This window comes from Albidovulum denitrificans, assembly GCF_002973535.1.
GTDB classification, from domain to species: Bacteria; Pseudomonadota; Alphaproteobacteria; order Rhodobacterales; family Rhodobacteraceae; genus Albidovulum; species Albidovulum denitrificans.
This window is the reverse complement of the sequence record NZ_PVEP01000001.1, coordinates 854,422-880,669: the sequence shown is the minus strand read 5'-3', so window position 1 is coordinate 880,669 and position 26,248 is coordinate 854,422. Positions and strand designations below refer to the sequence as shown.

At 66.0% G+C, this 26,248-nt stretch carries 24 protein-coding genes; 12 read left to right on the top strand and 12 right to left on the bottom strand.

Going from position 1 to position 26,248, the window contains the following annotated elements; all coding sequences use genetic code 11:
* The first annotated feature begins 11 nt into the window (after positions 1 to 11).
* Complete coding sequence (locus tag LX70_RS04285) at positions 12 to 737, top strand: Ntn hydrolase family protein (RefSeq protein ID WP_105513251.1); 726 nt, start codon at positions 12 to 14, stop codon at positions 735 to 737.
* Between the two features lie 7 nt (positions 738 to 744).
* Here LX70_RS04285 and LX70_RS04280 read toward each other — a convergent pair whose 3' ends face one another.
* Positions 745 to 1,680, bottom strand: a complete 936-nt coding sequence (locus LX70_RS04280) for an alpha/beta hydrolase (protein WP_105513250.1) — start codon at positions 1,678 to 1,680, stop codon at positions 745 to 747.
* On the bottom strand, positions 1,680 to 1,967 hold the full coding sequence (locus LX70_RS04275; protein ID WP_105513249.1) for an SCP2 sterol-binding domain-containing protein: 288 nt from the start codon (positions 1,965 to 1,967) through the stop codon (positions 1,680 to 1,682). The genes LX70_RS04280 and LX70_RS04275 overlap by 1 nt, the downstream gene beginning before the upstream one ends.
* A 164-nt stretch (positions 1,968 to 2,131) precedes the next feature.
* On the opposite strand from LX70_RS04275, the gene LX70_RS04270 reads away from it, so the two are divergent.
* The 5 genes from LX70_RS04270 to LX70_RS04250 all read left to right on the top strand — a co-directional run bounded on the left by LX70_RS04270 (position 2,132) and on the right by LX70_RS04250 (position 6,967).
* Entirely contained in the window at positions 2,132 to 2,599 is a 468-nt protein-coding gene (locus LX70_RS04270) for a tetratricopeptide repeat protein (protein WP_105513600.1), read from the top strand.
* Between the two features lie 9 nt (positions 2,600 to 2,608).
* Positions 2,609 to 5,359, top strand: a complete 2,751-nt coding sequence (locus tag LX70_RS04265) for a helicase-related protein (RefSeq protein WP_105513248.1) — start codon at positions 2,609 to 2,611, stop codon at positions 5,357 to 5,359.
* A gap of 7 nt (positions 5,360 to 5,366) precedes the next feature.
* Positions 5,367 to 5,675, top strand: coding sequence for an RNA-binding S4 domain-containing protein (locus LX70_RS04260; RefSeq protein ID WP_105513247.1), 309 nt, complete (start codon positions 5,367 to 5,369; stop codon positions 5,673 to 5,675).
* Positions 5,676 to 5,790: 115 nt separating this feature from the next.
* Entirely contained in the window at positions 5,791 to 6,129 is a 339-nt protein-coding gene (gene fdxA / locus LX70_RS04255; protein ID WP_105513246.1) for a ferredoxin FdxA, read from the top strand.
* A gap of 328 nt (positions 6,130 to 6,457) precedes the next feature.
* Entirely contained in the window at positions 6,458 to 6,967 is a 510-nt protein-coding gene (locus tag LX70_RS04250; protein ID WP_105513245.1) for a CarD family transcriptional regulator, read from the top strand.
* A 147-nt stretch (positions 6,968 to 7,114) separates the two neighbouring features.
* Here LX70_RS04250 and LX70_RS04245 read toward each other — a convergent pair whose 3' ends face one another.
* On the bottom strand, positions 7,115 to 8,989 hold the full coding sequence (locus tag LX70_RS04245) for a cation:proton antiporter domain-containing protein (RefSeq protein ID WP_105513244.1): 1,875 nt from the start codon (positions 8,987 to 8,989) through the stop codon (positions 7,115 to 7,117).
* A 272-nt stretch (positions 8,990 to 9,261) separates the two neighbouring features.
* Positions 9,262 to 12,117 carry a hypothetical protein gene (locus tag LX70_RS04240; protein ID WP_105513243.1) on the bottom strand — a complete coding sequence of 952 codons (2,856 nt, stop codon included), beginning with the start codon at positions 12,115 to 12,117 and terminating at the stop codon, positions 9,262 to 9,264.
* Between the two features lie 159 nt (positions 12,118 to 12,276).
* On the opposite strand from LX70_RS04240, the gene LX70_RS04235 reads away from it, so the two are divergent.
* Positions 12,277 to 12,972 (top strand): SIMPL domain-containing protein, encoded by a 696-nt coding sequence (locus LX70_RS04235; RefSeq protein WP_170076112.1) that lies wholly within the window; start codon positions 12,277 to 12,279, stop codon positions 12,970 to 12,972.
* 103 nt (positions 12,973 to 13,075) lie between these two features.
* Here LX70_RS04235 and LX70_RS04230 read toward each other — a convergent pair whose 3' ends face one another.
* Together LX70_RS04230 and LX70_RS04225 are read right to left on the bottom strand one after the other, a co-directional pair.
* Positions 13,076 to 14,362, bottom strand: coding sequence for an O-acetylhomoserine aminocarboxypropyltransferase/cysteine synthase family protein (locus LX70_RS04230; protein WP_105513241.1), 1,287 nt, complete (start codon positions 14,360 to 14,362; stop codon positions 13,076 to 13,078).
* Positions 14,363 to 14,532: 170 nt separating this feature from the next.
* The gene (locus LX70_RS04225) at positions 14,533 to 15,918 is read right to left on the bottom strand and encodes a trypsin-like peptidase domain-containing protein (RefSeq protein ID WP_105513240.1); all 1,386 of its coding nucleotides are present in this window, start codon (positions 15,916 to 15,918) and stop codon (positions 14,533 to 14,535) included.
* 190 nt (positions 15,919 to 16,108) lie between these two features.
* Between LX70_RS04225 and cuyA the strand changes: the two genes are divergently transcribed.
* The 3 genes from cuyA to LX70_RS04210 all read left to right on the top strand — a co-directional run bounded on the left by cuyA (position 16,109) and on the right by LX70_RS04210 (position 18,891).
* Entirely contained in the window at positions 16,109 to 17,140 is a 1,032-nt protein-coding gene (gene cuyA / locus LX70_RS04220) for a D-cysteate sulfo-lyase (protein ID WP_105513239.1), read from the top strand.
* Positions 17,141 to 17,170: 30 nt separating this feature from the next.
* Positions 17,171 to 18,169, top strand: a complete 999-nt coding sequence (locus LX70_RS04215; RefSeq protein ID WP_105513238.1) for a hypothetical protein — start codon at positions 17,171 to 17,173, stop codon at positions 18,167 to 18,169.
* 197 nt (positions 18,170 to 18,366) lie between these two features.
* Positions 18,367 to 18,891 carry a GFA family protein gene (locus tag LX70_RS04210; protein WP_105513237.1) on the top strand — a complete coding sequence of 175 codons (525 nt, stop codon included), beginning with the start codon at positions 18,367 to 18,369 and terminating at the stop codon, positions 18,889 to 18,891.
* Here LX70_RS04210 and LX70_RS04205 read toward each other — a convergent pair.
* The 4 genes from LX70_RS04205 to LX70_RS04185 all read right to left on the bottom strand — a co-directional run bounded on the left by LX70_RS04205 (position 18,888) and on the right by LX70_RS04185 (position 22,164).
* A complete protein-coding gene (locus tag LX70_RS04205) occupies positions 18,888 to 19,583 on the bottom strand; it encodes a glutathione S-transferase family protein (protein ID WP_170076111.1) in 696 nt (231 codons plus the stop codon). The two genes, LX70_RS04210 and LX70_RS04205, sit on opposite strands and share 4 nt — an antisense overlap.
* A 661-nt stretch (positions 19,584 to 20,244) precedes the next feature.
* Positions 20,245 to 20,955 carry a DUF1194 domain-containing protein gene (locus LX70_RS04195; protein ID WP_245884931.1) on the bottom strand — a complete coding sequence of 237 codons (711 nt, stop codon included), beginning with the start codon at positions 20,953 to 20,955 and terminating at the stop codon, positions 20,245 to 20,247.
* 58 nt (positions 20,956 to 21,013) lie between these two features.
* Positions 21,014 to 21,736: a DUF1287 domain-containing protein gene (locus LX70_RS04190; RefSeq protein WP_105513235.1), complete on the bottom strand. Its 723-nt coding sequence runs from the start codon at positions 21,734 to 21,736 to the stop codon at positions 21,014 to 21,016.
* Positions 21,736 to 22,164: a VOC family protein gene (locus tag LX70_RS04185; protein ID WP_105513598.1), complete on the bottom strand. Its 429-nt coding sequence runs from the start codon at positions 22,162 to 22,164 to the stop codon at positions 21,736 to 21,738. Before LX70_RS04185 ends, LX70_RS04190 begins: the two co-directional genes overlap by 1 nt.
* A gap of 156 nt (positions 22,165 to 22,320) precedes the next feature.
* On the opposite strand from LX70_RS04185, the gene thyX reads away from it, so the two are divergent.
* Positions 22,321 to 23,226 carry an FAD-dependent thymidylate synthase gene (gene thyX / locus LX70_RS04180; RefSeq protein WP_105513234.1) on the top strand — a complete coding sequence of 302 codons (906 nt, stop codon included), beginning with the start codon at positions 22,321 to 22,323 and terminating at the stop codon, positions 23,224 to 23,226.
* Between the two features lies 1 nt (position 23,227).
* Positions 23,228 to 24,667, top strand: a complete 1,440-nt coding sequence (locus LX70_RS20360; protein ID WP_146111542.1) for a hypothetical protein — start codon at positions 23,228 to 23,230, stop codon at positions 24,665 to 24,667.
* A gap of 441 nt (positions 24,668 to 25,108) precedes the next feature.
* Here the strand turns inward: LX70_RS20360 and LX70_RS04170 are convergent, their stop codons facing one another.
* Positions 25,109 to 25,363, bottom strand: a complete 255-nt coding sequence (locus tag LX70_RS04170) for a hypothetical protein (protein ID WP_105513233.1) — start codon at positions 25,361 to 25,363, stop codon at positions 25,109 to 25,111.
* 337 nt (positions 25,364 to 25,700) lie between these two features.
* Positions 25,701 to 25,997, bottom strand: a complete 297-nt coding sequence (locus LX70_RS04165) for a hypothetical protein (RefSeq protein WP_105513232.1) — start codon at positions 25,995 to 25,997, stop codon at positions 25,701 to 25,703.
* Between the last annotated feature and the right edge of the window lie 251 nt (positions 25,998 to 26,248).

The window sequence follows — 26,248 nt, the reverse complement described above, 5'->3', positions numbered from 1 at the left end:
GGAACACCACTATGACTTACTGCGTCGGCCTCCTTCTGAACGAAGGCATGGTTCTTCTGTCGGACACGCGGACCAATGCCGGTCTCGACAATATCGCGACCTATCGCAAGATGTTCGTCTTCGAGGAACCGGGGGAGCGCATCGTCACCATCCTGACCGCGGGCAGCCTGTCGATCACCCAGACCACGATGGCGCGGCTGGCCGAGGCGATCGAGGACCCTGAGGCGACGGCGGAGACGTCAATCCTGCTGGCGCCGACGATGCTGCGCGTGGCCGAGATGATCGGCGATACGCTGTCGGCCGTGCGCCAGACGGTCGATGACAAGCTGGCCGCGATGCGTCAGGGGGCTTCGGCCTCGCTCATCGTGGCGGGGCAGCGCAAGGGCGGCACGATGCGCATGTTCCTTGTCTACCCCGAGGGCAATTTCATCGAGGCGACGGAGGACACGCCCTTCCTTCAGATCGGCGAACACAAATACGGCAAGCCGATCCTCGACCGCATCGTGCGGCCCGAAACCTCGCTGGAGGACGGGCAGAAGGCGGTGCTTCTGTCGATGGATTCGACGCTGCGGTCGAACCTGTCGGTGGGGATGCCGCTGGATCTGGCGGTGATCCGCGCCGATGAATGCCGGATGGGGGCCACGCGGCGGATCGAGCCGGGGGATGCCGATTTCCTGGCGATGAGCCAGGCCTGGTCGCAGGCCCTGCGCGACAGTTTCACCACGATCGAGATTTGATGGCCGGTCAGCGATTGGCGTCGAACAGCGCCACCGCCTTGTCGAAGAAGCGGTTCCGCACCGCCGGGACCTCCATCATCAACTCATGCTCCGCGTCGGGGATCAGGTCGAATTCCGCCCCCGGCCATGTCGCCATGCGCCGCTTGATCGCCTCGATATGGACGATGCGTTCGTTGATGCCAAGCACCGTCAGGCAGGGCAGGCCGGGCGGGTCCATCGCCATCAGCGCCCGCGTCTCAAGAAGCGCTTGACCCAGCCATTGCAGTGTCGGCCCGCCGATGGCGAGGTCGGGGTGCGCGGTCAGTTGACGTACCATCAGTTCGAACATCGCGCGGTCGCGGGTCAGGAGATTGCCTTCGAAGGCCGCCTCCATCACATAGGTGACCTTCGAGGTGGTGGGCGTCATCTTGCCGCCCATCCCGACGCGCGGCGCCAGTGTTCCCAGCGTCCAGGCCAGCGGGCGCATCGCCGATTGCATCTTGATGCCCCACATCGGCGCGGAGAAGGCCGCGGCCTTGACCGGGATGCCGTCATAGATCGCGCGCAGGCCGATGCAGCCGCCCATGGAATGACCGACCAGATACCAGGGCTGCGGCAGGTCTTCCGCCCTGAGCCAGTCCAGCAGCGCCGCGACGTCCTTCTGGTAATCGGCGAAATCCAGCACATGACCCGGCGCGCGGTCCTCCATCAGCCGGTCGGCGATACCCTGACCGCGCCAGTCGAGCGCGGCCGAGGCATAGCCGCGCTTCGCGAAATCCAGCGCGGCGGGGCCGTATTTCTCGATATATTCGGTGCGGCCGGGGAACATGATGACTGTCCCCTTGCCGCCCGCGCGCCAATGGGCGGCGCGGATGCGCACCCCGTCCGAGGCGCGCAGCCAGACGCAGGATTCGCCCGGCGGCGCCTCGGTCACTTCGGCAAAATAGGGTGCCGCCTCGGCCATCAGGACAGGGCTGCCCCCAGTTGCATCGCAAGGCCCATGTCGCCGTCTACGGCCAGCTTGCCCTGCATGAAGGCGGCGGTGGGGTTCACGTCGCCGGAGAGGATCCCTTCGAACGTCTCGCGATCGGCGGTCAGCGTCACGTCGGCATCGTCATCGCCCGCGCGCACGCCCGTGCCGTCGACGATCAGCGCGCCTTCGCCCTCGATGACGAATTTCGCCGTGCCGGGGATGCCGCCGGACAGCTTCTTGCCAAGCGCGGCAACGGCCGCATTCACAACATCGCTCATTCGTTCCTCCGATTGTGACCGCCGGACCACTCGCTTTCCGGCGCGATTGCGCTACACTCTGCCGCGTAATGATTGATAGCGCCACCCGTCTCACATCACTTCTCGCGGCTTTTGCCGCAGCGTTACTGCTTGCGCCGGTGGCGGGGCAGGCGGCGCCGGTGGATATGAACGGTCTTTATGAACAGCTCGCCGACCCCGACAATCCGCATTGGGACCGGGCGGAATCGGACATCCTGCGCGAATGGTCGAAATCCGGCTCCCCCACCATGGACCTTCTCCTGAAGCGCGGGCGCGAGGCGATCGAGGCGGGCGATACGACGGCTGCCATCGAACACCTGACCGCGCTGACAGACCATGCGCCGGACTTCGCCGAGGGCTGGTATTCCCGCGCCATGGCCTATTACCGCGCCGGGCTTTACGGCCCCTCGCTGGCCGATCTGCGCCATGTCCTCGACCTCAACCCGCATCATTTCGCGGCGCTGACCGGGCTTGGCACGATCCTGGAGGAATCGGGCGCGCCCGAGGACGCGATGAAGGCCTATCGCGCCGCGCTGGCCTTGAACCCGCATCAGGACAATGTCAGGCAGGCGCTTGAGCGTCTGGAGAAAGACGCCGAGGGCGTGGAAATCTAGGAGAGCGCCATGGCGGCCGAGACGAGGATCACGGCGGTCCTCGGGCCGACGAATACCGGCAAGACCCATCATGCCATCGAACGCATGCTGTCGCACAGGACAGGCGTCATCGGCCTGCCTTTGCGGCTGCTTGCGCGCGAGGTCTATGACCGCGTCGTCGCTGCGCGCGGGCCGTCTGTTGCCGCGCTGGTGACGGGCGAGGAACGGATCGTCGGCGAGCGCGCGCAATACTGGATCTGCACCGTCGAGGCGATGCCGACCGACATCGGCTGCGATTTCCTGGCGGTGGATGAGATCCAGCTTTGCGCCGACCCCGAGCGCGGGCATGTCTTCACCGACCGGCTTCTGAACGCGCGCGGGCTGCTGGAAACCATGTTTCTGGGCGCCGACACGATGCGCGGCGCGATTGCCGCGCTGGTCCCGAAGGTCCAGTTCCTGCGGCGGGAGAGGTTTTCGGAGCTGAGCTATACAGGTTCGAAAAAGCTAAGCCGGATGCCCGCGCGGGCGGCCATCGTCGGGTTTTCGGTTGAAAATGTCTATGCGATGGCCGAACTGATCCGCCGCCAGAAGGGCGGAGCGGCGGTCGTGATGGGCGCGCTGTCCCCCCGCACCCGCAACGCCCAGGTGGCGATGTATCAAAACGGCGATGTCGATTACCTTGTGGCGACCGATGCCATCGGGATGGGTCTGAACCTCGACATCAACCATGTCGCCTTTTCCGCCACGGCGAAATTCGACGGCTGGCGGATGCGGCAACTGTTCCCGCATGAACTGGCGCAGATCGCGGGCAGGGCAGGGCGGCACATGGCGCCCGGCACCTTCGGCGTGACGGGGGAGGCCGGGGCCTTGCCCGATGAGGTTATCCGCGCCATCGAGGATCACCGCTTCAGCCCGATCCAGCGCCTCAACTGGCGCTCCTCCGCGCTTGATTTCGGCACGCTCGACCGGCTGATCGGTTCGCTTGAGGCATCGCCCAGGGACGAATGGCTGATGCGCGGGCGCGAGGCGGACGACTTGCGCGGCCTGAAGATGCTGGCCGACCTGCCTGCGATCCGTGACCGGGCGCGCCATCCGAAAGACCTGCGCCTCTTGTGGGACGTCTGCCGCATCCCCGACTTTCAGGGTATCTCGGCGCAGGAACACGCGAACCTTCTGCAACGCATCTTCGGCTTTCTCCAGGACCCCGGCCATGTCCCCGACGACTGGCTGGCGGCGCAAATCCGCCGGATCGACAAACCCTCGGGCGACATTGACGCATTGTCCCGGCGCCTCGCCTATATTCGTACCTGGACTTATGTTGCGCAGCGTTCCGGCTGGGTCGCCGATGAAAGTCATTGGCGTGGCGAGACTCGCGCGGTAGAAGATCGCCTGTCGGACGCATTGCACAGCGCCCTGACGCAGAGATTTGTGGACCGGCGGACATCTGTTCTGCTTCGCCGGCTCAAGCAGAAGGAGGGCCTCGTGGCCGAGGTGAACGACAAGGGCGAAGTGACGGTTGAGGGCGAGTTCGTCGGCCGTCTCGAAGGGTTCCGCTTCCATCAGGACGGATCGGCCTCGCCCGATGAGGCGAAGACGCTGAAGCAGGCCGCCTATGAGGCGCTGCGCCCCGAATTCCATCTGCGCGCCGACCGTTTCTATAACGCGCCGGATACCGAGCTTGATTTTACCGAGCAGGGCGGCCTCATGTGGGGATCGTCCGCCATCGGCAAGCTGGTGAAGGGCGCCGACCAGATGCGCCCGCAGGTCGAGGCCTTCGTGGACGAAGAGGCCGGGTTCGACGTGGCCGAAAAGGTCCGCCGCCGCTTGCAGCATTTCATCGACCGCAAGGTCGCGACCCTGTTCGAGCCGCTGTTGAACATGCAGCGCGACGAGACGCTGACCGGGCTGGCGCGCGGTTTCGCCTTCCGTCTGGTCGAGGCGATGGGCGTCCTGCCGCGCGACGGCGTCGCTGATGAGGTCAAGGCGCTGGATCAGGACATGCGGGGCGCGCTGCGCAAGCATGGCGTGCGCTTCGGGCAATACACGATCTTCCAGCCCGCGCTGCTGAAACCGGCGCCGACGCGGCTGCGTCTGGTGCTGTGGTCGCTGCATGAGGGGCTGGACGAGTTCCCCGAAAGCCCGCCGCCGGGCCTTGTGACCGTGCCGAACATCGAGGGCGTGCCGAAGGGGTATTACACGCTGTCGGGCTATCATCCGGCGGGCGCGCGGGCGATCCGTATCGACATGCTGGAACGTCTGGCCGACCTGCTGCGCACGCAGGACAGCCGCGCCGGATTCGAGGCCAATCCCGACATGCTGTCGATCACCGGCATGACGCTTGAGCAGTTCGCGGGCCTCATGGAGGGGCTTGGCTACAAGGGCGAGAAGGGCGAGCGCGAGAAGGTCCGCACCGAGGCCGTGGCCCAGCCGGTTGAGGAAGGGCAGGCCGCCAACCCGATCACCGAGGACGAAGCAGCGCTTCAGACCGTGACGGAGATGGAGGTCTTCTATACCTTCACCTGGGCGCCCAAACCCCGCGCCCCGCGTGGCGACCGCCCGCAGCGCAACCGGCGTCCCGAAGGCGCGCCGGGCGGCGGTGGCGAGCGGCGCGAAGGCAAGCCGCGCGGCGGCAAGCCGGGGGGCAAGCATGGCGGAAAACCCGGCGGCAAGCGCGACGACAAGGGCGGGCGCGGGCATGAGGCGCGGCCACCGAAAAAGGACCGCATCGACCCCGACAACCCCTTTGCCGCCGCGCTGATGGGGCTGCGCGACAAGATCTGAGGGCGGATTGGCCGAGGATCGCATCCGTATCGACAAATGGCTCTGGCAGGCGCGGTTCTTCAAGACCCGCAGCCTGGCCGCCGGGGTCGTGTCGGGCGGGCGGTTGCGGCTGAACGGGGCGCGGATGGCCAAGCCGGGCCGCGCCGTCGGGGCGGGGGATGTGCTGGTCTTTTCCCAGGGTGGACATATCCGCACCATCCGCATCCTTGCCCCAGGCACCCGTCGCGGCCCGGCGGAGGAGGCGCGCGCGCTTTACGACGATCTTGCGCCGCTGTCGCAGGACAGTGTCGCGGCGGCGGGCGGGCAAGCCGAATGATGTTCCGCCCCGGCGGCGCGCGGCCGCAGCGCCGGACTTTCCCGCCCGGCCCGTCTTGAATGATCCCGCCCTTGGGGATAGGTAGCGGGGGATCGCAAAACGCCGGACCCGAGCCATGACCTACGTCGTCACCGACAACTGCATCGCCTGCAAATATACCGACTGTGTCGAGGTTTGCCCCGTGGACTGCTTCTACGAGGGCGAGAACATGCTGGTGATCCACCCCGATGAGTGCATTGACTGCGGCGTCTGCGAACCGGAATGCCCGGCCGACGCGATCCGCCCGGATACCGAGCCGAACCTTGAGGAATGGGTGGAGTTCAACCGGAAATATTCCGAGGCCTGGCCGGTGATCACCCAGCGCAAGGACCCCTTGCCCGAGGCCGAGGAACGCGACGGTGAGACCGGCAAGCGCGAGAAATACTTCTCCGAAGCGCCGGGCGAGGGCGACTGAGTCGCCCAGGGCCGAATCGCCCCGGCGGGGTGATTCGGGGCCATGAGGACCGAACCGGGCCGTGGCGCAGGGCGCGCGGCCATGAAAACCCCGCTAAGTGCCGGATTTGTCCCGGCGCCGGGGGCTGCGACGCCGTGGCCCTTCCAAACTTGCGGGTTTAGTGTTATATTCCTGTCATGTTTGGACAAGGATACCTGTGTCGATCCGCAACCTGACCGGGTTGCGGCGGGGGTGTTTGACGGAAAATGGACCTGACAGACCAGCGCCCGTTCGGACGCAGGTCCATTTTGTCGCCCCGTCTCAGGTGAAAGTGCGAGGATACGCGCCGATGAGCAAGACCAAGAAGACCGACTTCCGCCCCAACGACTTCGTCGTTTATCCCGCGCATGGCGTCGGGCGGATCATGGCGGTCGAAGAGCAGGAAATCGCGGGCATCAAGCTTGAGCTGTTCGTGATCTCCTTCGAGAAGGACAAGATGACGCTGCGCGTTCCGACCCACAAGGCGAATGAAATCGGGATGCGGCAGCTTTCGTCGCCCGACCTCATCACCAAGGCGCTTGAGACGCTGAAGGGCAAGGCCAAGGTCAAGCGCGCGATGTGGTCGCGCCGGGCGCAGGAGTATGAGCAGAAGATCAACTCCGGCGACCTGATGGCGATTGCCGAGGTCGTGCGTGACCTGCACCGCTCTGACGACCAGCGCGAGCAGTCCTATTCCGAGCGCCAGCTTTATGAGGCGGCGCTGGAACGTCTGACCCGTGAGGTCGCGGCGGTGTCCGGCGTCGATGAGGCCGGGGCGCAGAAGAAGGTGGACGACGTCCTTCTGTCGCGCGCGGCCTAAGCCGACACCGGACCGGATGCTGAAACGGCCCCCTCGGCGGGGCCGTTTTTGTTTGCCTATGGCATTTCGGGTTTACACTGACTCAGAAGTCGAACCTATTTCGTTCGAATTCTGATACTTACTTTCGCAACGCAAACCCGAAACGCTCTATTCGGCCGCCTCCTGTGCCTTGCGTTCCTTGCGCACCTTGGAAAACCGGGTCAGCAGCGCCGCCTCAAGATCGCGGTTCAGTTCTTTCGCGCGCGCGACATAGGCAGGGTTCTGTTCCACCGAGACGCCCGGCTTCCACAGTTCGGCCAGATCGCGGACCGCCTGCCGGTCGTGGTGGTAGAAGGTCTTTTGCAGTTCCGACGCCTCATATTCCGTCAGCCCGACGTTTTCGAGGACATAGCGCGCCGCCCGCAGGCTGCTGTCGAAATATTCGCGGATGATGTCGTCGGCGCCGGCGCGGAAAAGTTCGAACACATGCTCGCGGTCGCGGGCGCGGGCGATGATGTGCAGATCCTCGCGCTGGCGCCGCGCATAGGCCACCAGCCGGGCCGAGGCCTTGCGGTCGTCGAGGCAGACCACCAGCACCCGCGCCTTGTCCAGCCCCGCCGCCGCCAGAAGCTCAGGCCGGGTCGGATCGCCGACATAGCCTTTCATGCCGAAGCGGCGCAGAAGCTGGATCACCTTCAGGTCGTGGTCCAGCACCGTCGTTTCGAACCCGGCGCTGGTCACCATGCGGTTGACGACCTGCCCAAAGCGGCCGACGCCCGCGATGATGATCGGCTGCTGTTCGTCGATCTCATCCTCGGCCACATCCTCGCTGTCTTCGCGCATGTGCTTGGCGATGTAGTCGTGCAGGATGAAGAAGAGCGGCGTCAGGAACATCGACAGGGCGATGACCAGCAGCAGGCTTTGCGCCACCGTCCCCGGCAGGATGCGCTGCGAGGCGGCGAAGGAGGTCAGGACAAAGCCGAATTCCCCCGCCTGCGCAAGGCCAAGCGTGAATAGCCACTGATCCCGCCCGCGCAGCTTGAAGGCCCAGCCGAGAAGGTAGAGGACACCGCCCTTCGCCGCCATCAGCGCGATGGTCAGCCCGAGGATCGCGAAGGGGCGCGAGAACAGAAGGTCAAAGTCGATCCCGGCGCCCACGGTGATGAAGAAAAGGCCCAGCAGCAGCCCCTTGAAGGGCGCGATGTCGCTTTCCAGCTCATGCCGGAATTCCGAGTTCGCCAGCACCACGCCCGCAAGGAAGGTGCCAAGCGCGGGCGACAGGCCGACCATCAGCATCAGCGAGGCGATCGACACGACGATCATCAGCGCCAGCGCGGTGTTGATCTCGCGCAACCGCGCGCGGTGGACATAGGCGTAAAGCGGGCGGACCAGGTAATGCCCGGCCAGCACGGTCGCCACGACCGCGCCCAGCGTGACCAGTGTCACCCCCCAGCGCGGCAGGCTTTCGATGATGGTCATGGCGATATGCGCGTCGCCCTTGGCCTCTGCCTCGGCCAGCGCGCGGGCGCCGGGCAGGGCCAGAAGCGGCAGGAAGGCGAGGATCGGGATCACCGCGATGTCCTGCATCAGGAGGACAGAAAAGATGTTGCGCCCGCCCGCCGTCTGCATCAGGTGCTTTTCGCTTAGCGTTTGCAGCACGATGGCGGTCGAGGAGAGCGACAGGATCACCCCCATCGTGATCGCCACCCGGGTGTCAAAGCCGATGGCCAGCACGCCCAGGGTCACCACCACCGCCGTCACCACGATCTGCAAGCCACCCAGCCCCAGCAGCTTGTCGCGCATGTTCCAGAGCGCCCTCGGTTCAAGCTCAAGCCCGATCAGGAACAGCATCATCACGACGCCGAATTCGGCGAAATGTTGCAGGTCCTCCATCTCCGATCCGGCAAAGCCGAGGATCGGGCCGATCACGATGCCCGCGACCAGATAGCCCAGCACCGAACCCAGCCCCAGACGCGAGGCGACCGGGACCGCGATCACCATGGCGATGAGGTAGAGGGAGGCCTGAAACAGGAAACTTTCCATGGACTTAAATCTTCAAGAAACCGGGTTGAAAGGACTTGCGGGGCGGGGCGTGTCACCGGGAACGCTGTCCCCGGCTCGCGCGCGGTTCAGGATAGGGGGCAACGGTGGCCGCACTGTGACAAGGGATCGGGCTGGCATCTGGTTCCAACCTACCTGTCCGGCGCCGGGATCGCACATCAACTTCATGTTTCAACCCCGCAACATCAGGGCGCGATCCGGCCGTTTGCGGTGAAAGCGGGCAGCCTGCCCGCTCCGGGGGCGAGGGGCAGGCCTCAGCCCTTCTTGGTCATCGCCAGAACGATGGTCTTGCCGCGTTTGACATAGGAAACGGAGTTGTCGCCGATGGCCGCCACGGTGCCACCGTCCAGCCGGTCCCCGACCTTGATCTTGATGAAGCGCCCCGTCGGCATCCGCACCAGCGCCCGGCGGTTGGCCGACGACCCGTAGACCCCGATCAGGGTGATGTCGCCAAGGTTGACCGCGTTCTTCACCGTCGCCTGTTTCGACACCGTGACCGAGGTCGGCAGGTTCGGCATGGCCGAGACGGGTTCGGGTTCGTCGACATCCTCTTGCGGCTGGGCCGGGGCCGGTGCCGCCGCGACAGCGACGGCCGGGGCGGGGGGCGTCGTGACAGAGGTCGAGACGGCCGCGGCGACGGCGGCCGCGACGGTGGTGGAGAAATCGCTTGGCCGACCCACCGGGCGGCGGGAGGAGGCGACGGCCTGCGCTGTGGCCGAGGCGAGGCGTTCGGCCTCTGCCTTGGCGGCGGCGGCGGCGGCATCGGCCAGCGCGTCGGCCTTCTGCCGCGCGGCGGTCGCGGCGGCGAGGACCTTGTCCGGGCGGCTGGCCGGGCGGCGGCCAATGACCGCCGGGTCGGGGGCCGGGGTCGTCGCGGTGGCCGCTGCCGGGTCGGCGGGCGTGGCGGCGGCGGTGTCGGTCGCCGGATCGGCAGGCAGGGCCGCGCCGTCATTCCCGGTTGCCGGGGGCGCCGCCGGGGCGGGGGCCGCAGCGGGGGCGGGCGCCTCGGTTCCGGGGCGCAAGGGCGGCACGACCGGCGGTGGACCGGAATAGAGCGTGAAGCCGCCCGGCGTGATGACGCCTTCGGGCTTGGCCACGATCAGCCCGTCAGGGCCGAATTCGACCACGGTCCCGGCGGGTGGCGGGACCGGCTGACGCGCGGGCGGCAGGTCGGCGGCGGTGCCGGTGGACGCGGGCAGGGCGAGGGGGGCTGTTGCCTCATCCGGGCCGGGCGCGGCCTGCGCGATCAGCGGCGCGCCATTCGAATCCGCCTGCGGTTCGGGTGAGGCGGCGGGCGGGGTCACCGCAACCGCCGCCGGGGGGGCGATTTCCGGTTCCGGCGCGGGTTCGGCGGTCTCTGTGACTGTCGTCTCCGGCACCGGCTGTCCCAGCGCGTCGGCGATGGCGGCATCGGTCGCGCTGATCGTCGGGGTGGCGGTGACCTCGGCCGGAAGGGGGCCGGGATCGGCCGTGACCACGTCCTGGGGCGGGGCGGTGGCGTCAGGTTCGTCCACGGCCATGTCCGAGGGCGGGGCGGCGACGTCGATGGGTGCTTCCGCGGCGGCGTCCGGCGTCGTTGCAGGGGCGGCGGTCTCTGTCACCGGGGCGGGGTCCTCACCGCCGCCGATCAGGCGCGCGCCAAGTCCGACCGCCAGCATCACCAACACCAGCCCGCCCGTCAGCATCGCCAGCATCCGGCCGCGTCCCTTTGACGGGGCGGCGGGGGCCATCGCGCGCGGCGGGGCCGGGGCGCGGCCCGGCGCGCTGGTCGTATTGCGCAGCGGCGTGGTGACGGGTGGCGCGTCCGGGGCGGGTTCGGATATCGCCGTCAGCGGCGGCAATTCCGTCGCGCGGCGCAGCTTCTGTTGCGCCTGCGTGCCATGCGCGGCATCGGGGATCGTGTCGAGGATGGCCCGCCCCAGCCGCCCCGCGCGGCGTTTCGCGGAGCTGCCGTCATCCTCTGGCATATCGGCGGTGTCCGGCACCGCGAGGTCGGGCGCGGTGATGGCGGACGCCCCCTCGATCCGCCGGATCGCCGGGGTTGCCGCGTCCGGCCCGTCGGGCGCGAGATGCAGGCGGTTTTCGGCGGCGCGCAGGTCTTCCTCATCCTCGGGCCAGTTGGAGGTCGGGGCGCGGCGGGTCTGGAACGACGGCGGAAGCTCGCCCTCGGTTTCGTCGGGCAGACCGGCGGCCAGCACGGATTGCGGGCCGGGCGCGACCGGCGGTTCGGGGTCGTCGACGGCGATGAAGGGGGCTTCATCCTCGGCGGGTTCGGGGACCGTGTCGGTGAGGATCGAGGGGGCTTCGACCAGAGGCGTTTCCGCCGGTGGCGCGGGCTGGTCTGGGGCGGGGGCCTCTGGCTCAGGCTTATCAGTGAGGGCCGCGACTTCGTCGGCCGGGGCGGCCTCTTCCGGTTCGGTGGGGGCGGCTTCGGCGACAGCCACGTCCGCCTCGGGCGCTGCCGCCGCCTCAACTGCGTCCGCCTCACCCTCGGGCGCGGCCTCATCGACCGTCTCGGCAACCGGCGCGGCCTCTTTCCCCTCGGGCGCGGCCTCTTCAACGTAATCGCCCGTCACCCGCACGGGGTCCTGATCGCGGTCGAGCTTTTCGCCTTCCGCCACATGCGCCCCGGCGACGGAGGTCAGGCCGAAGAACGGCTCGCCTGCGAAGGCCGCGCCCTCAGGCACCGCGACAAAACAGATCGGGCGGAAGCCGTAGGTTTCGGCAAAGCCCTCGGCCTCCTCCAGCGTCTCACGCGCGACGACGGCGACGCGCGCGGTCGCGCCGCTGCGGGTGAAGTCGAAGACGAGGTCCTCGACGGCATAGGGCGTTTGCCCCGCCAACGCCCCGGCAATCGCGGCGCGGCGGCTGGCGCGGTCGCCGCCCGGCGCCTCCACCGTGGTATAAAGGATCTGCGAAGGCGGCAGGATCAGCTTGGTCGCGAACCCGTCGGGTTCAAGCGCCTCGGCCCTGGCCTTCAGCGCGGCCAGATCCGCCTCGACCGTTCCGGCGCCAAGATCGACCTTGCCGACCCGAAGCCAGCCTTCTGCCGACCGCCGGAGGAGGGTGACGGAGTCCTGATCGAGATCGAGTGCGAATACGGGTTTCATTCCGGGCAACTAGCATGGGCGCGGCCCCCCCACGAAGCCGCTCTTTGCACTTTTCCGTCCTAAAGCAGATTCTCGCCCATGGAAAGGCGATCGGGCCAAGGAACGGCTTGCGGGATGCGTCAAAGACAGGAAAGTGAACATATGCCGAAGGAGGTTCTCATGCGCATGTTCCCCGCCCTGGCCACGGCCATCGTCCTTGCCCTGCCCGCAGCCGCCGAAACGGTGCCTGCCACCATCGCCGTGACCGGCGAGGGCAAGGTGGAAATGGCCCCCGACATGGCGATGCTGTCGCTGGGGGTGATGACCCAGGCCGACACCGCAGCCGCCGCGCTGAAGGCCAATTCCGACGGGCTTTCGGGCGCTTTGGACCGGCTGAAGGCCGCCGGGATCGAGGGGCGCGACATCCAGACCAGCGGCCTGTCGCTGCACCCGAATGTCGACTATTCCAGCAGCGGGCGGGAACCGCAGGTCCGCGGCTATACCGCCTCGAACATGCTGACGGTGCGGCTGCGCGACCTTTCGGTTCTGGGCCAGACGCTTGACGCCGTGGTGACCGAGGGGGCGAATACGCTGAACGGCCTTTCGTTCGGGCTTCAGAACCCCGATGAGGCGACCGATGAGGCACGCCGCCGCGCGGTGGCCGACGCGGCCCACAAGGCGGCCCTTTACGCCGAGGCGGCGGGCGTGACGCTGGGCCGGATCGTGACCATTTCGGAACAGGGCAATTACGGCGGTCCGCAGCCGATGATGATGGCCGAGGCGCGCTTCGCCAAGGATGCGGGCAGCGTCCCGGTCGCCTCGGGCGAGATCAGCATCGGCGCGACGATCAGCGTGGTCTATGAGATCGCGCAGTAAGCGGGCGGCATGAAAAACCCGGTGCGCTTCTGGCGCACCGGGTCTTGCGTTTCACATCGGGCCGGACTTGGACGAAACGAACATCGCCGCCCGGCCTTCACCGTCAGGCGGTCGCCTTGGCCAGCGCCTGATCCAGATCGGCGATGATGTCGTCGGCATCCTCGATCCCGATGGACAGCCGCACCACGTTCGGCGCCGCCCCCGCCGCGATCTGCTGTTCCTCGGTCAATTGCCGGTGCGTGGTGGAGGCGGAGTGGATGATGAGCGAGCGGGTATCGCCAAGGTTGGCGACATTGCTGAACAGATCGAGCGAATCCACCAGCTTCACGCAGGCCGCATAGCCGCCCTTGACCGCGAAGGTGAAAAGCGCGCCCGCGCCCTTGGGGCAAATCTTTTGCGCACGCTCGTAATAGGGCGAGGAGGGCAGGCCCGCATAGGTCACGAATTCCACCCGCGGATCGTTTTCCAGCCACTCCGCCACTTTCCGCGCGTTCGCCACATGGCGTTCCATGCGCAGCGACAGGGTTTCGATCCCCATCAGGGTGTAATGCGCGCCCTGCGGGTTCATCGTCATGCCAAGGTCGCGCAACCCGATGGCGATGCCGTGGAAGGTGAAGGCCAGCGCGCCGAAGGTCTCATGGAAGCGCAGCCCGTGATAGGCGGGCTCGGGCGCGGAGAGAGAGGGGAACTTGGCGCTGGCGGACCAGTCGAACTTGCCCGAATCCACGATCGCGCCGCCGGTCACGGTGCCGTTGCCGGTCAGGTATTTCGTCGTCGAATGCACGACCAGCGTCGCCCCCATCTCGATCGGGCGACAAAGCCAGGGCGTGGCCGAGGTGTTGTCGACGATCAGCGGAATGCCTGCCGCATCGGCAACCTTGGCCAGGGCCGGGATGTCGCTGACATAGCCGCCCGGATTGGCGATGGTTTCGCAGAAGATCGCGCGGGTATCGTCGTCGATGGCGGCCTTGACCGCATCCAGATCGTCCGTGTCGACGAATTTCGCCGACCAGCCAAAGCGTTTGATGGTCTGGCTGAACTGGGTGATCGTGCCGCCGTAAAGCCGGGTGGAGGCGATGATGTTGCGCCCCGGTCCCATCAGCGGGAAAAGCGCCATGATCTGCGCCGCATGGCCCGAGGAACAGCAGACCGCGCCCACGCCGCCCTCAAGCGTCGCGATCCGTTCGCCCAGCACCGCAACGGTCGGGTTGGTCAGGCGGGAATAGATATAGCCCACTTCCTGAAGGTTGAAGAGGGCCGCGGCATGGTCCGCGTCGCGGAACACATAGGCCGTGGTCTGGTAGATCGGTGTCTGCCGCGCGCCGGTGGCCGGGTCGGGCCGGGCGCCTGCGTGGATCTGGAGCGTGTCGAAACCGTAGCTTTTGGACATGAAGTCTCTCCCTCGGGGCTCATTCGCCGCGACGTTATAGCATTTCGGGTTTACACTGAATCAGAATTTGAACTTATTTCTTTCGAATTCCGATACTTGCATTTCTCAATGCAAACCCGAAACGCTTTGGGGCAAGCGCCGAAAGGGGGCAATCGGAGAGAGGCGGCGGATCAGCGCCCGCCAAGGCGGATCATGCCCTCATGCCCGCCCCGGATCAGGTCGATGCGCCAGTCGCGCGCCTGCGTCCCGGTGGCCGTGGCGAATTCCTCGGCGCTGCCAAGCCGGGTGCCGTTCAGCGCCACGACGATGTCGCCGGGTTCAAGCCCGGTGCGCCGCGCAGGCCCCGCGACCTCGGTCACGACGACCCCTTCGGAGGACAAGGGCAGACCCAGCCGGTCGATCAGCGCGGGCGTCAGGTCCGAAAGGGCCAGCCCCTCGAAGATCGTGCCCGGCCCGATCCTGACCGGCTCCGTATCGGCGCCGGGTGCGGGGGCCAGCAACAGGTCTACCTCGACCAGTTTCCCGTCGCGCCAATAGCCGACCGGGACCGTCGCGCCCAGCGGATGCACGGCAAGGCGATAGTCCAGCTCCTCCGGCCCGTCGACCGGCTGGCCGTCGAGCGCCGTCAGCACATCGCCGACCTGAAGCCCGGCCATGGCGAAGGGGCTTTCGGGATGCAGATGGGTCAGCGCCACGCCATGCGGGCCGGGCAGGCCCATCGCCTCGGCCATGTCGGCGGTGACCGGCTGCGCCGCCAGCCCCGCCCAGGGCCGGGTCAGCGTGCTTTCGCCGGCCTCGGCCGCCGCGACATAGCGCGCGACAAGGTTCGCGGGGATGGCAAAGCCGATCCCGTTCGACCCGCCCGACCGGGTGACGATGGAGGTATTGATCCCCAGAAGCTGCCCCCGCATGTCCACCAGCGCGCCGCCGGAGTTGCCCGGATTAATGGGCGCGTCGGTCTGGATGAAATAGCCCCGCCCGCGACCGATGGCCGCACCGGCCCGCGCAAGACCGGACACGATGCCGCTGGTCACCGTCTGCCCGACGCCGAAGGGGTTGCCGATGGCCAGCACCAGATCGCCCACCTCCGCCTGATCGGAATCGGCCAGGATCAGCGCCGGAAGGTCCTTTGCCCCGTCCAGTTGCAGGACCGCGATGTCCGCCGCCTCATCCGCCAGGATCACGGCGGCGTCGTATTCGCGCCCGTCGGCCAGCACCACGCGAATCTCGTCCGCATCGCCGGTGACGTGGTAGTTCGACAGCACGATCCCGTCTTCGCGCAGGATCACGCCGGACCCCAGCGCGTTCTGCACCCGTGGCGCCGCCGCGCCGAAATCGAAAAGCTGCGAAAAGAACGGGTCGCCCGCGAAGGGGCTGGCGCGGCCCGGCACGGTGCGGCGGGTGAATATACTGACCACGGCGGGAGAGGCGCGTTTGACCACCGGGGCGAAGCTGAACTGCACCTCGCCCTCATTCGTGGGGACCTGCGTTTCGGCCAGGGCCCCCACCGGCAGGGCAAGGGCCACCAGCAGGCCGAGCGTGGGGACAAGGCGCATCGGGTGAGGTCTCCAGGCAATCCGTCGCGCGAATCCTTGCCGGGTCGCGGGCGGAAATCAAGATGCCCTTCCGTCACGCCTGCGCGAGTGGCCCCGTGGCTGCCCCCCCGGCGACCGGCCCCACCCGCATCGCGCTTGGCAGCACGGGCAGGGCGCGCCTATAGAGAAAGGGCAACACCCGGAGGACCCCATGCATCTTGCCCGCTTCCCGCGCCATTTCCTCGCCCATCTGCCGACGCCGCTGGAACGGCTTGACCGGCTGTCGGCCGAACTTGGCGGGCCGGAGATCTGGATCAAGCGCGACGACTGCACCGGGCTGTCGACCGGCGGCAACAAGACCCGCAAGCTGGAATTCCTGATGGCCGAGGCCCTGGCGCAGGGCGCCGATCTGGTGATGACGCAAGGCGCCACCCAGTCCAACCACGCCCGCCAGACGGCGGCTTTCGCTGCCAAGCTCGGCATGGCCTGCCATATCCTCCTGGAGGACCGGACCGGATCGAACAACGCCAATTACAACAATAACGGCAACGTGCTTCTGGACCATCTTCATGGTGCGACGACGGAAAAACGCCCCGGCGGCGGCGACATGAACGCCGAGATGGAGGCGGTCGCCGACCGTTTCCGCGCCGAGGGGCGCAAGGTCTACACGATCCCCGGCGGCGGATCGAACACCACCGGGGCGCTGGGCTATGTCAATTGCGCCTATGAGCTTCTGGGCCAGCTGAACGACCGCGCGCTGCGGGTCGATCACATCATCCACGCGACCGGATCGGCGGGAACGCAGGCGGGCCTTGTCACCGGCCTGAAGGCGATCAACGCGGGCATCCCGCTTCTGGGCATCGGGGTCCGGGCGCCGAAGGCGAAGCAGGAGGAAAACGTCTTCACCCTCGCCTCTGCCACGGCCGAAAAGCTGGGCTGCGCGGGGGTGGTGAGGCGCGAGGACGTGGTCGCCAACTGCGATTATGTCGGTGAGGGCTATGGCATCCCCACCCCCGGCGGGATCGAGGCGATCCGCATGTTCGCGGAACTTGAGGGGCTGCTGCTTGACCCGGTCTATTCCTCGAAGGGCGCGGCGGGGATGATCGACCTGATCCGCAAGGGCCATTTCAGGAAGGGGGAGCGGATCGTCTTCCTGCATACCGGCGGCGCGGCGGGGCTTTTCGGTTACGATTCCGCTTTCGATTTCACCGACCGCTGGACAGCGGCCCCCCGCCGCCCGTAAGCGCGGCGTCGGGGAAGCAAGGGGGCCGTGATGGCGGGCAAGAAGGCGCAAGCGCCCGATTTCAATGTCGTTTTCGTGGGTCAGTCCGGGCGGCTGGCCTATGAGGCGGTGGCCTTCGCCGCCACCTTCCGCGCCGCCAACCCCGATTTTACCGGGCGTCTGGTGATGCTGGAGCCGCTGCCAAGCCGCCTCTGGCCCAACGATCCCGCCGTGCCGCCGCAGATCAGGGCGCTTCTGAAGCGGTTCGAGGTGGACGTGGTCCCGTTCGAAAACCGCCATTTCGGCGCCGCCTATCCGCAGGGCAACAAGATCGAAGGGTTGGCGGCGCTGCCCGAGGCGCCCTTTGTCTTCTTCGACACCGACACGGTCTTTACCGGCCCGCTCTCCGGGGTGGATTTCGACTTCGACCGCCCCTCTGCCTCCATGCGGCGCGAGGGGACATGGCCGGAGATCGAGCTTTACGGGCCGGGTTATGGCGCGATCTGGACATCGCTTTATGACAAGTTCGGGCTGGACTACCCCTCAAGCCTCGATCTGTCGCAGCCGGACGAATACTGGGAACGCTACCTCTACTTCAACGCGGGCTGGTTCTTTCACCGCTCTCCCAAGGCGTTCGGGGCGCGTTTCCTCGACTATGCGCTGGCGATCCGCGACGACGGGCCGGAAACGCTGGTCTGCCAGAGCCTTGACCCATGGCTTGATCAGGTGGCACTGCCCTTGGTGATCCATTCCTTCGGCGGCGGGCGGCCGGGTCCGGGGCTGGCCGGTCTCGACGGCGCGGTCACCTGCCATTACCGGACGCTGCCCCTGCTTTACGCCCGCGAAAGCGACGCGGCGGTAGCGGCGATGGAAGGCGCGCTGGCCCCGAACCCGGTCAAGAAGGTGATGAAGGAGTATGAGCCCTTCAAGAAACTGCTCTATCAGGGCAAGGGCCAGAAGATCCGCGCCATGTTCGACCGCAACGACCTGCCGCGCAAGGAACAGGTGATCCGCAACACGATCAGGCGCGCGGGGTTGTGGCTGCGCTGAGGGGGGCAGAGCAAGGCCTGGCAACGGTCCCGCATCACCAATAGCGGGCCTGCGGACAAGGCGGCCGCTTGGTGCTAAAGCGTTTCGGGTTTGCGTTGAGAAAGCAAGTATCAGAATTTGAACGGAATAAGTTCAAATTCTGATTCGTTGTAAATCCGAAATGCTATAGGGTGCCGGAAACGTGAGAGGACCGGCCAATGCACTTGGGACGTTGCCTTTGTGATGAGATCGAATACGCGGTCGAGGGGGCGCCGCGCGATATCATCAACTGCCATTGCGAATTCTGCCAGAGAGCGACGGGCAGCGCCTATCTTGTCGAAACCACGTTCGACAAGGACAAGTTCACCCTGCGGCGCGGTGATCCGGCGGTCTATCAGCACAGGAGCGATGGCAGCGGAAAACGGATACACATCCATTTTTGCGCCCGCTGCGGAACCAAGACCCATCTGACATTCGAGCGGTTCCCGGCCATCGTCGGCGTCTATTCGGGAACCTTCGACGAAAAGGACTGGTTCGAACGCACAGCAGGGAATGCGTTCTACTTCTTCCTCAGCACCGCGCCGAAGGGGACGGTGCTTCCCGCCGGTTTCGAGGTTTACGATGCCCATTACTGGCAAGCGGAAGGGGTCGCGTCGGTGCCGCAGGTGTTCGCGTCGCACACTTTGGTGACGGATGAGCTGAAGGAACAGAGCAGGCAGCGCCTGGACGGTCGCGGGTCCTAGCGTCCTGATCCGTAGACCGGCGTTCCGTCGGCGGTGTAATCCACGACCTCGGGGTCCCACCACCAGACCGGATTGTCGATGAAGCTGCGCCTTGCGTCCAACCGCCCGAGCAGGGCGTCGATCTTCGGGTGTCTCGCCATGTCGAATGTCAGACCGAGCGGCCGGGCCTCGGCGAACCGGACATGACAGGCCAGAAAGATGTCCTGCACGGACAGGGTGCCGGGGAGGAAACCATGTTCCGGGTCCTCAAGCCTGCTCTCCAGCCATGTCAGGATCAACTGCGCCCGATTGGCACAGCGCTGAAGATGCGCGTTGGCGGGGATCGTGACGCCGGTCCAGGTCAGTTGTGAAATCGTGGTGACAGCGGTTCCGAGGGTCTGGATGGTGGCGAAAAGCAACCTGTCCTCCCATTCCCGAGAAGGGTGCGAGACTGCCTTCGCCAGCGGCGGCGTGGCATCGGGGCGGTTCGCGGTCCTTCCCAGAAGATATTCGGCAATCACGCCACTTTCCCAAAGCACGACATTGCCGTCACGCAGCGTCGGGACCTGCATCGTCGGCGTGTCGGCCCCCAACTGCGCGTTCGTCGGCGCGCTTGCCGGTTCTGAGCCCGAATAGCCCAATCCAAGCTCGTCCAGAAGGATACGAATGGCGCGCGCGTAGGGCGATCCGGCGGTGTATTCCAGTTCAAGCATGGCAGCAGTCGCCCATGTCAACGGTAAGGGGCTTTCAGAGTAGAGGATGGGGCGCGGGATGTCTGCCTGGCAAAACAGGCGGCGGGCGACCTCTGCCACCCTGCGCGAATGAGCGCCGCCGCGCATCGCCGGGCTACCCCGGAGGCCCGGCACTTGCTGACACTCGTGGAGGGGGAGAGCGGGAAGGCCTTCGCCACCGCGTCCCGGACTTGATCCGGGACCCGCGCCACCGGAGGAAGAGGTCCCGGATCAAGTCCGGGACGCGGCGGACTTCAGATCGTGCATCCCCCCCGGCCCGGACTCAAGGGGCGCCCGCCCCGCCGCGCCGGCGGCCGACCGCCCGCACAGGGCGGCCGCTTTTGCACCGTTGCGTCCCAAACAGACCTTTGATGCACCGGCACGATAAAGTGGCCCCAAGGGCCGTCCCGGCGGCCCCCCGCGGTCGGCCACTGGCCCAGCTGCCCCCCGGCGCTGCGCTCGCTGACGGCGGAGGAGGGCAGCAAGGCCTCGTGCCTTGCCGTCCCGGACTTGATCCGGGACCCCCGCCAGCGGAGGAAGAGGTCCCGGACCTGATCCGGGACGCGGCCGCTTTCGCCTCTTGCGCCCCCGGTACCGCGTCGCCCTACCGGCCCGGCCCCCGATCCCGCCACGCCATCCGCCCTTACCCCCTCGGCCGCCCCGGCAACATGCCGATGATCGGGCCGGACAGTTCCCGGATCAGCTTTTCCCGCATCGCGCGTTCATAATCGCCAAAGCCCGCCGCCTCGATGACGAAGGCGCCGGGACCCCGGATCAGCGCCTCGCGGTAATAGGCGGCAACATCCTGATCGCCGCCCTGGATCGCAAGGCCGTTGACCACGATGCCCGCGAAGGGAAAGGCGCGATAGGCGGCGCCGGGCGGGAAGCCGTCATTGGTCACCCCGTCGCCGGAGACATCGAGCGTGCGGGCCTCGCAATCCGGCCCAAGGCGGAACTGCGTCGCGCCAAAGCCCACCGCGTCGCCAAGCGCGGTCGGCAGGTCGTCACGGTCGCGGCGGCTTGTCGCGATGGTTTCGGCGGCGGCGGTCAGGTCCTCGGGCGTCTCGATCGCTGTCCAGGGCAGGATCACGCTTTGCGCGAAACGCCCGCTCCATTCATAGACCGCAAGGCTGACCGGCGCGGCCCCTTCGGCCAGCATCGCTTCGGCCACCTCGGGCGCGATCAGCGCCGATGCGAGGCCGCCGCGCTGCAACCCGTCTTCCTCGGCATCGACCGAGGCCGACACGTCCAGCGCCAGCAATAGCGCCAGCCGACAGGGCGCCGCCCCGGCGGGCGCGGCAAGGCCAAGGGCCGCCGCCCCCGCCAGCATCCGCCATCCGACCGTCCGTGCCATGCCGCCTCCGCGCCGCCCGACCCCGATCATAGCAGAGCGCGGGGCGGCGCGAAGCCTTTCAGCGCCCCAGACGCTCCAGCCGCGCCATCGCCTTTGGTCCGACGCGGAAATGCGCGGTCAGCGGATAGTCGAACAGCGCGTCCTCCTCCCGCGTGCCGGCGCCGATATTGTGGATCACCAGCGGCACCCCGTCGTCTGAGAGCCGGTTCGACACGATCATCACATGCGGCAGGTTGCCCGGCAGGCGCCAGGTGACGATGTCGCCGGGCAGGAAGGCCGCCGGTTGCCCTTCATCCAGCGCCACCTGCGCGCCGACCCGTTTGAGCAGGGTTTCCAGGTTCGGCACCCGGCGGTGGTCGATATTGCGGTCGGTGCGCGACAGGCCCCAGGTCTTCGGATAGGCCGCGAAACCGGCCTTCATGTCGCGGTTGACCGCCAGTTGCAGGTCGATGTCCCAGCCCGCGCGCATGGCCCGGATCAGCACATCGGTGCAGACACCCCGGTCCGCCGCCACATCGCCGCCGGGAAAGTCCAGCGCGACATAGGCCGGGTCATAGCGCCGCGTCACGCCCACCTGCGCCTCACCCGCGCGGATCAGGCGCAGCGCCTCCGGCTTTGCCGCGACCTCGGTCGCCGACACCGGAACCTGCGGCGGGACCACGGCGCCCGTGACCACCTGCCAGGCCAGCCAGGCATGGCGCGGCGACAGCGCGGCGGCCGAGGCGACGCCCGCCGCCAGCAGAACCCCCAGCGTCAGGCCAAGGCGCAGAACCCCCCGCATCACCAGTGGCCCGTGTTGGCCATGCTCGCCCACGGCTCCGCCGGGGCCAGCGCCTCGCCCTTCTGCAACAGTTCGACCGACACGTTGTCGGGGGAGCGGACGAAAGCCATATGCCCGTCGCGCGGCGGCCGGTTGATGACCACCCCGTTGGCCTGCAAATGCGCGCAGGTGGCGTAGATGTCGTCCACCTCATAGGCCAGATGCCCGAAATGGCGGCTGTCCGAGGGCAGCCCCTCATCCCCGTCCCAGTTCCAGGTCAGCTCCACCGGGCAGTCCGGCTGCCCCGGCGGCGCCATGAAGACCAGGCTGAAGCGCCCGCCTTCATTGTCCCAGCGCCGTGTCTCCTTCAGCCCCAGAAGCCGGTAGAAGGCCATCGAGGCGTCAAGGTCCTTCACGCGCACCATCGTGTGCAGATATCTGATCCCCATCGGACCCTCCATATTTCATGTTCGCGCCAACAGTAGCAAAGCCCCGCGCCGCCCGGTAGGGCTGCGACAAAAAACACCTCTCTACAGCCTGTCGTGGGTGCGCTTCGCTGCCGCCATAGATATAGTGGGGTTCGATTCGTATTCGCGGAGGCTTCCATGACCCTTACCCCCGAACAGCAGGCCGAGATCGCCGAGGCGCGCGCCACCAGCCGGAGCACGCTCCGCGCCACTTCGGAGGGCATGGAAAAGCACCTCTACACCGCGCATGAGGTCCTTGATCACGGGCTTGTCCGCGTCATCGACTACATGGGCGACGACGCCGCCATCACCCAGGCCGCCCGCGTCAGCTATGGCCGCGGCACCAAGGCGGTGCAGAACGACGAAGGGCTGATCCGCTACCTCATGCGCCACTGGCACTCGACCCCGTTCGAGATGTGCGAGGTCAAGTTCCACGTCAAGCTGCCGGTCTTCGTCGCCCGCCAGTGGATCCGCCACCGCACCGCCAATGTGAACGAATACTCCGCCCGCTACTCGATCCTGGATCGCGAATTCTACATCCCCGCGCCGGAGCATCTGGCGGCCCAGTCCACCGTGAACAACCAGGGAAGGGGGGAGTTGCTTGAGGGGGAGGAGGCCGCCCGCGTCCTCGACATCCTGCGCGACGACGCCATGCGCAGCTATGACCATTATGAGGATATGCTGAGCCAGGAGGGCCAGAAGGGCCTTGCCCGCGAACTGGCCCGCATGAACCTGCCCGCCAATGTCTATACGCAATGGTACTGGAAGGTGGACCTGCACAACCTCTTCCACTTCCTGCGCCTGCGCGCCGACGCCCATGCGCAGTATGAGATCAGGGCCTATGCCGAGACGATGTGTGGGATTGTGCGGGACTGGGTCCCGCTGGCCTATGGCGCGTTCGAGGACTACCGGCTGGGCGGGGTGACGCTGTCGGGCAAGGCGATCGAGGTGCTGAAGCGTCGGCTAAAAGGTGAGAGCGTGACGCAGGAGAATTCCGGCATGAGCAAGGGCGAGTGGCGGGAGTTTGAGGGGGTTTGGAGATAGCATGGGAATATTTGCGACAGAGTTTCCGGTCCGAGAAAATATTACAGCAAAGTCTTTTGTTGCGTTGGCCCTCGCTTGGGTCAGGGGTATGCAGCATAGCACCCTTAGAATTGATGAAAAGTCTATTGAAGCATACGACGATGAACTGATCTTTTCTGGTGACAGAGACGAAAGGTTTGTTCTCAAGAGGATTAGTTTCGACAAGGGTTTCATCATTGGTGCGCGATATGATTTCTTTGATGATGCGGGGCTCAATTGGAGAACAGAATGTGTGCTAACAAACTCTGGAACCAATGCTTCTCTTCGAGTGCGCGGTCAGTGCTTTTCAAGTGACCATAGGACGTTGCCTCTGACGCCGAAGAAGCCATTCTTAATAAAATCTGCGCTCCAAGATGGTTGGGGTGCGATCGATCATGCGTTTGAGATATCAGATCAACCTATCGTACTCAAACCAACGGACGTGAATCTTGCTGCCGAGTTGATCCTAGGTGAGGCAAAAACTCATTTGCCTATTTTGTACCTCTCGCAGTGCGAGGGTGGCGGCTACTGGCTCGACGCAAGCAAACTCGCATATGACATGGGTGGGCTCGCGCATGTAATCGTTGAGCCTACCAAAGTTTTTTCAGAGAGCTTGTCTGCCCTGACGGAGAGGCTCAATCCGTATGGCGGCACGATAGGGTACTGTGTTCCAGGAAAAGGACTCAGATCAAAGTTCTACTTGGGTGGCGCATTCTCGACGGTACGGAAGCTTGAGGGAGCGTTACGATCTTATGTTGCCCGAGAATCTTCCACGCGTGAGGCTGTTCTTGGATGGGACTGGCAAGAACTCCAAGCTGAATTTGCGCGCAGTCTGCGTCAAAAAAGTATCAGTTCGACATCACACGGCAATAGCGATTCTCTTTTGAAGGATTCTCTCGAAGCGCAGATCGCTGCAAAGGATGAAATAATTCAAAATTTGCGCCAGAAAATTGATATGATTTCTAACAGTGCGAGTGATGTTGGATACTCAGATGGAATTTTTTCTCCTGCCCTGGTTCGGCAAATTGGCAAAGAACTATACGAAAATGAGTTCTCGGATCGTCTTAGACGGTTTGCCATTGCTGCGCTGGAGCAGAGACCGTTGGAGGCCGGCGATCGGACTCGACAGGTCGTGGAAAGGTTGATGCAGGTTACTGAAGACTCGCGTCGCGCTATTTCTCTACACCATGAACTCAAGAGTGCAGGGAAAGATTTCAAAAGCTCGACGAACAATCTTCGGCCGATTCTGCAAAGACTAGGGTTTGAGATTTCGGAGGATGGGGCACACGTAAAGGCTGTTCCGTCCGGTGATTTATTTGGCGTTGCCCAGATTACGTTGGCGAAAACCCCAAGCGACTTTCGTTCAGGAAAGAACGCTGTGCGTGACATCGTCGCCGCGCTCGATCTGCGCGAACTCAAGTAAACTTAAGGTGTATACGACCTCGCCGCAGTCATCGCGCCTCGCCCAGCAAACGTAGGGTGCGTGCTTGCACGCACCGCACTTCCCGATTCACATTGCCCGGCGCGTGAAATCATGCGCCCTATGTCGCACCCCCCCCGCCCGGTTCGCCTGCGAACCGGGCAGCGCCCGACCCGCCCCCCAGGGCGGGCGCTTCACGCCCACCCTCGGGCCGGGCGCTGCCCTCTGTGGTGGTAACCTTGGGCCGGGCAGGCGTTTCACGCACCCCCGACACATCTGAAACAAAACCGCCCCGAACGGCACCTCACCGCGCGGGGCGTCAATTCTTGTCCCGGACGCACGGGGCCTGCCAGCACTGCCGATCCCTTGCAAAGCCCGGCGCGGGCCGTTCCGACGATTGTCGCTACAGAAACCCTAAGCGGCCCCTACGCAAACCCGACGCCCTCATTCGGCGGCGAGTTTCTCATCCTCGCGGTGGTGGACCATGTCGATGGACAGCACGAAGGCCTCGGTGCCGGCGCGCCCGGCGATGGCGCCGATGCTGGGGGCCTGGTCGAAGAACAGGTCCTCGGTCGTCTTGCCGTCGCGGGTGATCTTCACGATGAAGGTGCGGCTGGGTTTCGGGGCCGGGGCGGGGGCCACCTGATGACGTTGGCGGATGCGCGCGATGAAATCGTTGTCGCCGGGTTCCAGAGCCATGATCGTACCTATTAACACGTCGTTACCATGGCCAAACTGGCGCGGGCGGGGAAATAAGGCAAGTTTGTGGCAATTCCTTAACCACTTTCGGGCTCTTTCCCCCGTTGGCGGAGAACAGCGCAGGCGAAAGGCGGGAATTGTCGCCGGAACGCCGGGGAATGCCCTGAGTCGCGGCAAAGAAATCCCCGGCCGAAACCGGGGCAGGTGGGAGCGTCACATCCGGGACGGGCCGGGAGGGAACCCGCGCCGTCGGGGCCACCGCAAGGCCACCCCTGTCGACACGCCCATCAGTCTGCGCCCGAGTAGCCCCCCTGCACAGTCGGGAATTCCGGTAGTCCTATTCCGCCGCCAGAGGCAGGTTCAGCCCGAACCGCTCCCGCAGGCTTCGCCGCTTCATGCCGATCGAGACGATATAGGCATCCTGCCCGGTTCGCGCGGCGATCTGGCTGAGCGTCGGGGCCGTCTCGAAGGTGATCTCCTCCGTTGTGACCCCGTCATAGGTGACCAGCACCGCGAAGTGAGAGATCCGCCGCAACGCCCGCCTGCGACCCTTGCGGGCCTTCTCGCACAAACGGCGGCCGGTCTCGGTCGACAAACGCTCGACCAACTCGTCAGACACGTCAAATACGGTCATGGCACACCCCATTCGTTCGGTCCCGGCGCAAGGCCGTCCCCGTGTCTCCGGTGCGGGCTGACGCCGCGCATGTTCCGATTGCCCCCAGTGGCATCTTCGGGGATAACCCCCATGGCGGGGCCGGGCAAGGCCAGGCTCTGTGACAGAAAAGCCGCAACCGGAATCCTGCCGGGGAATGGTCGGATTTCCGCCGACGGGGGCCGCGCGACCAAGGCCCGCGGGCAGGTTCTTGCCGAAATGCCCTTGCTGCA